Source organism: Collinsella sp. OM07-12 (genome assembly GCF_003438275.1).
Lineage (GTDB): Bacteria > Actinomycetota > Coriobacteriia > Coriobacteriales > Coriobacteriaceae > Collinsella.
Genome location: NZ_QSTQ01000016.1, coordinates 51,212 through 61,102 on the forward strand (window position 1 = coordinate 51,212; position 9,891 = coordinate 61,102).

Consider the following 9,891-nt stretch of genomic DNA (forward strand, 5'->3'; position numbering starts at 1 on the left):
TAATTGCTCGTATAATGTCGTCAGTCGAAAGATACAAAAACCTGTACTTTTGCGACTGCGCCTAGCTGCGAGCGAGAAGCCTGTTCTAAACGCCCCTGCATTTGCGTGCATCGCAAAGCCAAAAGAGGGGGCGAGAACATGGAACAGACGGCACGGCGCCAAGAGCAGTTGCCGGGCGCTTTTAACGGCGCCACCATCAACAGCCAACACGGCCGCGTCCGCTGGTATCTGGTCCACACCCCCAACGGTAAAGAGCGTGAGACCTGCGAAAAGGTCCGCCGCATTATCCCGCACGAGCTGATGCAGGACGCTTTTGTGATGCAAAAGGAGTTCTGGTTTAAGCGGGATGGCGCCTGGTCGCTCCAAACCAAACCTATGTACAAGGAATATTTCTTCGTCGCCACGCACGATGCCGCTTCTCTCGATAGGGCCCTGGCTCAGCTGAGCTTTGGCTGCCGCATCGCCGGCAGTAGGGAGCGGGCGTACATGCCCATGCCGGACGATGCGCAGGACTGGTACCGCAGCGTGCTGGACGATGACGGCGTGGTACGCAACAGCGTCGCGCGCATAGAAGACGGCGTACTGCACATAGAACAGGGTCCCTTGGTGGGGCAAGAGGCCCGAGTTAAAAAGATCGACCGTCATAAGCGCTGGTGCCTGGTGGACGTAGGCGAAGGCGACTCCGCATTTAGGGAGCTGCTTGCGCTCGACGTGCCCAGCAAAACGTAAGGGAGACGTTGCACCGGCAAATCATTCGTTTTTTGAATTCATGGACGGGGGGGGGGTTCCTGGGGACAGGGACGTAAGTTTTATCGTGACTGCTAATAAAGAAGTGACAGAGAGCAATGCGCCCGTAGGGGCGGCGCTGATTGCTCAGGCCATGGACCGGCGTGAAGGCGCCGGTCGATATAAGGCCATGCAATCCATCATGGACTGGGACAACTCGCGCCTTGCCTACCGCGCCGTCAAGCGCGCCTTCGACATCGTGTTCAGCGGTTGTGTGCTGGCCGTCATCGCCATTCCGAGCCTGATTTTGGCTGCGGCCATCCGCCTGGAGAGCGCGGGCAACCCCTTCTATAGCCAGATCCGCGTGGGCCAGACCCGACCCGACGGCAGCCTGACTACCTTCCGCATGTGGAAGTTCCGCAGCATGTACAAGGACGCCGACGAGCGTCTCGCCGAGCTCAAGGAGCAGAACGAGATCGCCGGCGCCATGTTCAAGATGAAGGACGACCCGCGCGTCACCAGGATCGGGAGGTTCATCCGCAAGCACTCCATCGACGAGTTCCCGCAGTTCCTCAATGTGTTCCTGGGCCAGATGTCAGTCGTGGGCCCGCGCCCGCCGCTGCCGAACGAGGTCGCGGAGTACACCGAGTACGACCTGCAGCGCCTGGCCGTAAAGCCTGGGATCACCGGCTGGTGGCAGGTGACGGAGCGCAACGATACCGACTTCGACGGCATGGTCCGCCGCGATCTTGAGTACATCGCTAAGCGCGGTGTGGCCACCGACCTGAAGATCGTAGCGCTCACGGTCGTCGAAATGATAACGGGGGGGGGTGCCTGCTAGAGGCATCTCCCGAGACTTTTTCGTTGGCGGGGTGCTAGCCCATGCCTAGGAAACCTACGGGGACCCTCTTCTACCGCATATGCAAGAGAACATTCGACATAGCTTTCAGCGCCGGATGCACCGCGGTGCTGGCGATTCCCATGGCCTGTGTCTGCGCTGCGATATGCGCGGAGTCACCGGGCTGCCCGGTCTACACGCAGGAGCGCGTGGGCAGGGGAGGCCGGGTGATCCGCGTGCTTAAGCTCCGCAGCATGGTGGCAGACGCCAGCGACGTACACAAGTACCTGAGTCCCGAGCAGCTGCACCAGTGGGAAGTTGAGCGCAAGGTCGACGATGACCCGCGCATCACCAGGGTGGGCAGGTTCATCCGTAAGTGCTCCATCGACGAGGTGCCGCAGTTCCTCAACGTGCTCAAGGGCGATTTGTCCGTTATCGGACCACGTCCCATCACACGTGATGAGCTGGAACAGCACTTCTCCGACGAGGAGAAGGAAGAGCTGTTGAGCGTTGCCCCGGGCATCACGGGCCTATGGCAGGCCACTGAGCGCAACGGCGCGACCTTTGAGAGTGGCCTGCGCCAGAAGATCGAGCTCCATTACGTGCGGAACCGTTGCTTCGGAATGGACTGGAAATGTTTTACAGGCACTTTCGGTGCCATGTTTGGAAAAAGGAGGACTGGGCGATGACCATGGATGCAAAGCCCTTGGTGAGCGTGATCATCCCGCTCTACAACTGCGAGAAGTATCTTCCCGAGGCCTTGGACTCGCTCGTCGCGCAGACGGTGCCTGACTGGGAGGCCATCCTCGTGGACGACTGCTCCGCGGACGGCTCCGCGGCGATGGCCGACGCCTACGCCGCCCGCGACCCGCGCTTCCGCGTTTTTCGACAGCCCGAGAACGGCGGCGCTGCCAAGGCCCGCAACAGAGCCCTCGAGAACGCGCGCGGCCGCTTCATCGCCTACCTCGACTCCGACGATTACTGGATGCCGGAGAAGCTCGAGCGCCAGCTCGGCTTCATGCGCGACCGCCGCATAGGCGCGTGCTTTACCTCCTACGAGACGGTGAACGAGGACGGGGATCATCGCAACTACGTCCACGTGGACGCCGAGGTGGGCTACCACCGCTTCCTCACCAAGCCGCCCACGTGCAGCCACACCGTCATGTTCGACACCGCCGTCGTGGACCGGGCGCTTCTCGTGATGCCCGACATCCGCAAAAGGCAGGACGCCGCCACATGGCTCCAGGTCATCAAGGCGGGCCACAGGCTGCACGGCCTCGACGAAGTACTCGCGGCGAACCGTAAGCGGGCGGGCTCGCTCAGTTCGAACAAGCTCTCCGCCGTCCGCAACACATGGATGCTCTACAGACAGATCGAGCGGCTGTGGCTACCGTACGCCGCCTACTGTCTGTTCTGGCAGATGTTCCACGCAACCCTCAAGAGAATAGGAAGTTTTTAAATGTTCACAACCCTTTACGAAGATCTGCTCGCAGGTGACGCCAAGCTCTCGCTCGTAGGCCTCGGCTACGTTGGCATGCCCATCGCCGTCGAGTTCGCCAAGCACGTCCCCGTCATCGGCTTCGACATCAACGAGGCCAAGGTCGAGCAGTACAAGCAGGGCCACGATGCCACCAATGAGGTAGGCGACGAGGCCCTGGCTCACACGACCGTGGACTTCACGGCCGACCCGACGCGCCTAGAGGAGGCCCGCTTCCACATCGTGGCCGTGCCCACGCCCGTGAACCAGGACAAGACGCCCGACCTAACGCCCGTCATCGGCGCGTCGGAGACGCTGGGCAAGCACCTGAAGCCCGGCAGCATCGTGGTCTACGAGTCCACCGTCTACCCGGGCGTCACCGAGGACGTCTGCGTGCCGATTCTCGAGCGTGAATCCGGCCTCAGGTGCGGAGAGGACTTCAAGGTGGGCTACAGCCCCGAACGCATCAACCCCGGCGACCGCGTGCATACCCTTACGACCATCCGCAAGGTGGTCTCGGGCATGGACGACGAGTCCGCCGAGCTCATCCGCAGGGTCTACGACATCGTGATCGCCGCTGGGACCTTCCCGGTCTCGACCATCAAGACCGCCGAGGCCGTGAAGGTCGTCGAGAACTCGCAGCGCGACATAAACATTGCCTTCATGAACGAGCTCGCGATGGTGTTCGACCGCATGGGCATCGACACCTCCGAGGTCATCGAGGGCATGAACACCAAGTGGAACGCCTTGGGCTTCCGACCGGGCCTGGTGGGCGGGCACTGCATCGGCGTCGACCCCTACTACTTCACCTACGAGGCCGAGAAGCTCGGCTACCACAGCCAGATTATCCTTTCCGGCCGCAAGGTGAACGACGGCATGGGCGGATTCGTGGCCGACGCGGCCATCCGCGAGATGGTACAGGCCGGGCTTGCCCCCGCGAAGTCGCGCGTGGCCGTGCTTGGACTCACCTTCAAGGAGGACTGTCCCGACGTGCGCAACTCCAAGGTGGACGACATTCTCGCTCGCCTGCGCCAGTACGGCATCGCGCCCCAGGTCTGCGACCCCTGGGCTGACCCGGCTGACGCCAAGGCTGCCTACGGGGTTGACCTTGTTCCCATGGAGGAGCTGCGCGACCTCGACTGCCTCATCGTCGCGGTGGCGCACCGCCAGTTCCGCGATATGAGCAGCGACGACGTGAAGGCCCTCTTCGCCGACAAGCCCGACGCCGAGAAGGTGCTCGTGGACGTGAAGAGCGTCCTGCCTAAGGCGGAGTTCGCTGGGTACCGGTACTGGAGGCTGTAGTGCGGCAGAAGACCACGACGATATGTTACTTAGCGAATGCCGACAACTACCACACCTACAAGTGGGCGTCCCAGTTTTCGCTCCGGGGCTACGGGGTTCACGTCCTCTCCCTTGAGGAGTGCCGCTCCGAAGCCATCCGCGAACTGAAAAACGTCACCGTCCACTACCTGCAAAACCCCAGCGCCCGCCAGGGTTCGGAGTTGCAGAAGCTCGGCTACCTCTCCACCGTCGGCGTGGCGCGCCGCCTCATCGAGGAGCTGGACCCCGACGTCGTGCACGCTCACTATGCCTCGAGCTACGGGCTTGTGGCGTCGCTCGCGTGCAGGCGCCCGTACTACCTCTCGGTCTGGGGCTCCGACGTCTACGATTTCCCGCGCAAGTCCCCACTGCACCGCGCCGTCGTCCGGCGCTCGCTCGCCAAGCCTGCCTGGCTCATGTCCACGAGCCGCGCTATGGCCGAGGAGTGTGCCAAGTACACGGGGCGCGACTTCGAGATAACGCCCTTTGGCGTGGACATGGGGCTCTTCTCGCCTCGCAAGCGTGAGCCCCACGAGGGCCTCGTGGTGGGCACCGTGAAGGCGCTTGAACGCAAGTACGGCATCGACACGCTGCTGCGCGGCTGCGCGCTCCTGCATGACCGCAGGCCAGACCTGGGCGTGCGCGTGCGCATCGCGGGCAAGGGCACCATGGAGGCCGAGCTGAAGGCACTCGCCACGAGGCTCGGCATGGACGGGTACCTCGACTGGCTCGGCTTCATCCCGCAGGAGGAGGCCGCGCGGGAGTGGGCGGGCCTCGACATCGCAATAGTAGAAAGCGAAAGCGAAAGCGAAAGCTTTGGCGTCTCCGCGGTCGAGGCGCAGGCGAGCGGAACCCCACTTATCATATCGGACATCCCTGGCCTTATGGAGGCCTGCGACGGCGGGCACACGGCCGTCGTCACGCCCCGGCGCGACCCGGCGGCCCTCGCCGATGCCTTGGAGGCGCTTGCCGACGACCCGGCTCGCCGCGCCCGCATGGGGGCCGAGGGCCGAGCCTACGTGGAGCGCGCCTACGAGGTGGGCGTCTGCTTCGACCGCGTGGAGGAGATTTACCGTAGGAACATGGAGGAAGCGCGATGAGGGAGAAGGTCGCGAGGGGCCTGTACTGCATGCTTGCGAAACTGCTGCCGCGCTCGCGCCGCTTCCCGCCGGCCAAGAAGCTGCGGGGCGGGGTGGCTCGATTGATGGGCTGTAAGCTGGGCCGTGACGTGAACATCGAGCACGGCGCGGAGTTCGACTCTCGCCTCGTTGTGGGCGACCGCTCGTCGGTGGGCATTGACTCGGAGTGCTTCGGGCCGGTGACCATCGGTCGCGACGTGATGATGGGGCCGGATTGCGTTGTGCTTACCCGCAATCACAGGCACGACCGCGTTGACGTGCCCATGATTGAGCAGGGCTACGAGGACTACCGCCCCGTGACCATAGAGGACGACGTGTGGATTGGTCGGCGCGTCACCATCCTGCCCGGCGTGAACGTGGGTGCGCACTCCATCCTCTCCGCTGGCGCCGTCGTGACCAAGGACGTCGAGCCGTACTCCGTCGTTGGTGGGGTTCCGGCACGGCTCATCAAGAAAAGGGGCGCGGATGCGCGGTGCTGCTGACATATCTTTTTGCGGAGCGGGCCCGAGGGGGTCGGGCCTGATCCCCTCGCGAGAAAAGGGGCGCGTGCGCGCGCTGGTGAGGGCGCGGGAGGTCGAGCGGGAGGAGAACACGATAGTCTTCCTCCTCCTCGTATGCTTGGTTTGCCTGCCGATCGCCGCGCTCTCGTCGCTCAAGACGCCCCTCTACGCCGCAATCCTTGCGCTGGACCTGCTCTTGCTCCTCGTAGCCTCGGCCGGGGCTACCAAGATGAGGCTCGACGGGGGGCTTGTCTGGACATCCGTCGGACTCTTCTGCTATCTAATCATATGCTGGCTGCTGAATGGCGGCAGCGCGGCGGAGCGCCTCGTGCAGACTGCGGTCTATCTCGCGACACTCCTGGCCTTCTCGAGCTATGAATGGACGCCCGCGCGCGTGTCAAAGGTTAAGAGGCTCTTCGCCGCCCTGCTCTTCGCTGCCCTGGTCTACTGGTTTGTGTCCGGACGGGTCACGAACTACTACGCTGCATTCTATGTCCACAGCAACGCGTTCGCCGTCGTGCTTATTTGCGCCTGCGCCCTTTCGCTACTCTCCATGGATGGGCCGAAGCCGAAGGTCTCCGACCTATGCGTCTTCGCCATGGCGCTCGTCCTGCTCCTGTTCGCGAACAGCCGCTCGGCGATGCTCGCGCTTCTCGTGGTAGTGGCCTTACCCTATCTGCTGCACGCAGTCTCCAAGAAACGGTCGTTTCTCGCAGTGGCGCGCGTTGCCTTCTTCGTCGTGCTCGTCGCGGTGCTTGCCTTCACGGTCGTCTACCCCTCGCTGATCGGCACGCAGCTGGGTTACTCCCTGGAGATGTTGTCGCGCGAGTGGCTGAACAAGAACTTTTTCTCGGGCCGCGAGGTCGTCTGGAAGATGATCTTGGACGCCGTGAAGGGGCACGAGGTGTTCGGCCTGGGGCTCTCCATGGTCCCAAGCATGGTGTACGAGACGTCCTTCTCCTCGCACAACCTCTACCTGCAGACCATCCTTCAGTCCGGCGCGGTCGGCCTCGTGTTTGTGCTCCTCCTCCTATGGCTCGTCTTGGAGCGCCTCGGGAAGGAAGGCGGCTGGCAGGCGTGCGTGGGTGCCTCCCTGCTGGTGGGCGTGCTCGTGCACGAGTGCCTCGAAGTGTCGCTCACGCAGAACAACTTCGACGTTGGATTGCTCTTCTGGGTGGTGCTGGGGATCTCGGTCTCGGCCTCCTCACTGCGAACTGCGCGCGGGGGTGACGGCTCATGAGTCGCGGGGGCCTGCTCGGCAAGATAGTCGGCTTCTCGATGGTGAGCGTCGTGAGCGCGGTGCTTTCGCTCGTCGTCGTTCCGGTGTCGACGCACCTGTACGACCAGGACGCGCTCGGCAAGATCAACTTCTTCTTCTCGGTAACCAACGTCCTGCTTACCCTGTTCTGCCTCGGGCTCGACCAGGGCTACGTGCGCTTCTACCCACTCGCAAAGGACGAGGGGCAGCGCAGGAGGCTGCTGACGTTTAGCGTCTCGGCGTGCTTGTGCGTCGTCGTGGCCGCGGGCCTCGTGGCGTGGGCGTTCGACGACTCGCTGTCGGTGTGGTTGTTCGGGGAGGTCGGCATGCCAGCGACGGCGATGATCTGCTTGGTCACGCTGTGCGTCGTCGCGCTCAGGTTCTTCTCGCTGCGCTACCGGATGGCGGAGGACGTGTGGGGCTACACCATCTTTGCCGGCGCCGTATCGGTCATCCAAAAGGGTCTTTACATCGTCTCGGCGGTCGTGTCCACGAGCTACGTAGTGGCGGTCGGCTGGGTTGCGCTCGCCTGTCTGCCGATCCTGGTGGCCGCCGCCGCGCACGAGCGCGCGCAGCTCGCCGCCCCTGACCTGCGCGGGGAGGCTTCCCTCTACTGCGACGAGGCCCGCTTCTCGCTGCCTCTCTTGGCGTCGGGGCTGGTCGCGATACTCACCAACTATGTGCCGCAGTTCGCTATCCGCTCCCTCATGGGCTTCTCCAACATCAGCGTGTTCACGGCGGCCCTCACCGTGTCACTGGCCGTCAACCTCATCCAGAGCGGCTTCAACGCCTTCTGGGCTCCCTACGTCTACCAGCATGCGCGCGACGAGCAGGGGAAAATCATGCGCGTACACGAGGCCGTGGTCATGGTGGCGGTGAGCGCCTGCATGCTGCTCGCCATGATCGTCGACCTCGCGTTCCTGCTGTTCAAGCCGAACTACGCCGCGGGGGCGCGCCTTGTACCGTTTCTAGCGCTGGGGCCTCTGTGCTACACCATCGGCGAGACGGCGGGGGTGGGCATCAACCTCAAGATGAAGTCGGGGCTGAATCTGCTGATCTCTGCCGCCACGCTCGCCTCGAGCGTGGCGCTCTCGCTGGCGCTCGTGCCCGTGCTCGGGCTGGGCGGCGGAGCCGTCTCGGTCGGGGGCGCGGCGGCCGTGGGCCTCGCGCTCAAGACGGCGATAGGCGAGCACTACTACCAGAGCATACGCGACCGCTCGTTCATGCTCAGGGGGCTTCTGCCCTACGTCGCAGTCTGCGTCGTCGCACTCGCGCTGCCCGATCGACTGGCCCTTCGGCTCGCTATCGATGCTGCGCTGCTCGTCCTCTCACTCGCGCTGTATGGCCCGTCTAGGCTGCGCGCGCTCGCAGGCTACCTCAAGTCCTTCGTCGGGAGATGATTCGCATGCTGCTTCGCGCCCTCGGCTGGCTCTTCTACAACCTCGAGAGACTCCGCATGAGGTGCCTAGGGACCTACAAGACCTCGCTGTGCCGCTGCGGGGAGAATAGTTACGTGGGGGGGGGTGTCTCGCTGAGCCATCCTGAGAACATAACAATTGGACGCAATTCCTACGTGAACGGTGGCATGCTGTGCGCCTCGCCCGGGGCTAAGATCGTCATCGGCGACGACTGCCTCGTGTCCTACGCCGTGCACCTGCGCACCGACATGCACCGCCACTCCGACCCCGACGTCCCCGTGAACCGCCAAGGGCACGACGAGGCGGACATCGTACTCGGCGACAACGTGTGGGTGGGCTACGGTGCGCAGGTCATGAGCGGGGTCACGGTGGGGTCGAACTCCATCGTGGGCGCAGGCGCGGTCATCACGCGCGACGTACCCGAGGGCGTGGTCGTCGCGGGCGTGCCTGCGAAGGTGATCAAGAAGCGATAGAGGTTCCATCTTCAATGAAACCGTACCAACGACAATCCTCGTCAGCGGGGGCACCGGGGGACGTTATGTTCGGCAGCGCCTGAACTCAAGGGCTCGGCGCTCCTCCGCTTGCGCTGCAGTCCGCTTCGCATGCTGGGTTCGTCGTTGTTGACTTAGGCAGAAGCGTGCATGGATCGCCGCTCACCTGGTTATCGCTCAAAAGCTTGGCATGTCGTTCGCTTATTTCGCTGAAAGAAACAGCAGATGAACGCTGTGTTTTTTTCGTCTGGAATTATTGATCCTTCCTTTCACCGACTGGCAAAACGATTTACACCTAATTGTGGACATCGTCCACGCGATTTCTCTTTGCCCCCTCATCGATCTCGCTAAACTAATAGTCGCTGCCACCAGGGCATTTTCTGGTGCACATTCTATTGGCTCCTGCGAAGATCGGAGCGGGTATGTTTGCCGCCGAGTCCCACACCGGCCGTCATCACATTGCGATCGTCGCTATGGCCTGCCTATGCGTCTTGCTGGGCGGGCCTTCCTGTGCCGCGGGCGCGGAGAGCCTGTTCATCGCGGGCGCGACGTACCGCGAGCCGGGCGTGTCGGGCCCCGGTTGGTCCTGGACCGATGCCGGCCATCTGGAGCTCGACGGCTACGCGGGCGATGCTATCGGCGCCGGCGGCGACCTGGTCGTGACGCTTGTGGGGCAGAACTCGGTGACGGAGTCGCATGCGCCCGATGCGGACATCACGCTGTG

At 63.4% G+C, this 9,891-nt stretch carries 11 protein-coding genes; all 11 read left to right on the forward strand.

The features are described from left to right. Positions 1 to 138: 138 nt before the first annotated feature. A complete protein-coding gene (locus DXB98_RS07080) occupies positions 139 to 729 on the forward strand; it encodes a hypothetical protein (RefSeq protein WP_117743627.1) in 591 nt (196 codons plus the stop codon). An 85-nt stretch (positions 730 to 814) separates the two neighbouring features. Further along, positions 815 to 1,567, forward strand: coding sequence for a sugar transferase (locus DXB98_RS07085; RefSeq protein ID WP_233505121.1), 753 nt, complete (start codon positions 815 to 817; stop codon positions 1,565 to 1,567). Positions 1,568 to 1,707: 140 nt separating this feature from the next. After that, positions 1,708 to 2,253 carry a sugar transferase gene (locus DXB98_RS07090; protein WP_233505122.1) on the forward strand — a complete coding sequence of 182 codons (546 nt, stop codon included), beginning with the start codon at positions 1,708 to 1,710 and terminating at the stop codon, positions 2,251 to 2,253. After that, positions 2,199 to 3,023 (forward strand): glycosyltransferase family 2 protein, encoded by an 825-nt coding sequence (locus tag DXB98_RS07095; protein WP_117743630.1) that lies wholly within the window; start codon positions 2,199 to 2,201, stop codon positions 3,021 to 3,023. Before DXB98_RS07090 ends, DXB98_RS07095 begins: the two co-directional genes overlap by 55 nt. Beyond that, positions 3,024 to 4,343 (forward strand): nucleotide sugar dehydrogenase, encoded by a 1,320-nt coding sequence (locus DXB98_RS07100; protein ID WP_117743631.1) that lies wholly within the window; start codon positions 3,024 to 3,026, stop codon positions 4,341 to 4,343. Next, complete coding sequence (locus tag DXB98_RS07105) at positions 4,343 to 5,461, forward strand: glycosyltransferase (protein ID WP_117743632.1); 1,119 nt, start codon at positions 4,343 to 4,345, stop codon at positions 5,459 to 5,461. Before DXB98_RS07100 ends, DXB98_RS07105 begins: the two co-directional genes overlap by 1 nt. Beyond that, a complete protein-coding gene (locus DXB98_RS07110; RefSeq protein ID WP_117743633.1) occupies positions 5,458 to 5,982 on the forward strand; it encodes a DapH/DapD/GlmU-related protein in 525 nt (174 codons plus the stop codon). Before DXB98_RS07105 ends, DXB98_RS07110 begins: the two co-directional genes overlap by 4 nt. Positions 5,983 to 6,046: 64 nt before the next feature. Continuing rightward, on the forward strand, positions 6,047 to 7,240 hold the full coding sequence (locus DXB98_RS07115; RefSeq protein WP_158553172.1) for an O-antigen ligase: 1,194 nt from the start codon (positions 6,047 to 6,049) through the stop codon (positions 7,238 to 7,240). Next, positions 7,237 to 8,658, forward strand: a complete 1,422-nt coding sequence (locus tag DXB98_RS07120; RefSeq protein WP_117743635.1) for a lipopolysaccharide biosynthesis protein — start codon at positions 7,237 to 7,239, stop codon at positions 8,656 to 8,658. Before DXB98_RS07115 ends, DXB98_RS07120 begins: the two co-directional genes overlap by 4 nt. A gap of 5 nt (positions 8,659 to 8,663) precedes the next feature. Further along, on the forward strand, positions 8,664 to 9,149 hold the full coding sequence (locus DXB98_RS07125) for a DapH/DapD/GlmU-related protein (RefSeq protein ID WP_199407146.1): 486 nt from the start codon (positions 8,664 to 8,666) through the stop codon (positions 9,147 to 9,149). A 440-nt stretch (positions 9,150 to 9,589) separates the two neighbouring features. Continuing rightward, positions 9,590 to 9,891: hypothetical protein (locus tag DXB98_RS07130; RefSeq protein ID WP_158553173.1), on the forward strand; the 302-nt coding region annotated here is incomplete at its 3' end.

Excerpts from the sequence above, each read along its gene's own strand:
- DXB98_RS07080 (WP_117743627.1), top strand. The coding sequence starts at position 139 with ATGGAACAGACGGCACGGCGCCAAGAGCAGTTGCCGGGCGCTTTTAAC.
- DXB98_RS07090 (WP_233505122.1), top strand. The coding sequence starts at position 1,708 with ATGGCCTGTGTCTGCGCTGCGATATGCGCGGAGTCACCGGGCTGCCCG.
- DXB98_RS07095 (WP_117743630.1), top strand. The coding sequence starts at position 2,199 with ATGTTTTACAGGCACTTTCGGTGCCATGTTTGGAAAAAGGAGGACTGG.
- DXB98_RS07100 (WP_117743631.1), top strand. The coding sequence starts at position 3,024 with ATGTTCACAACCCTTTACGAAGATCTGCTCGCAGGTGACGCCAAGCTC.
- DXB98_RS07110 (WP_117743633.1), top strand. The coding sequence starts at position 5,458 with ATGAGGGAGAAGGTCGCGAGGGGCCTGTACTGCATGCTTGCGAAACTG.
- DXB98_RS07120 (WP_117743635.1), top strand. The coding sequence starts at position 7,237 with ATGAGTCGCGGGGGCCTGCTCGGCAAGATAGTCGGCTTCTCGATGGTG.
- DXB98_RS07125 (WP_199407146.1), top strand. The coding sequence starts at position 8,664 with ATGCTGCTTCGCGCCCTCGGCTGGCTCTTCTACAACCTCGAGAGACTC.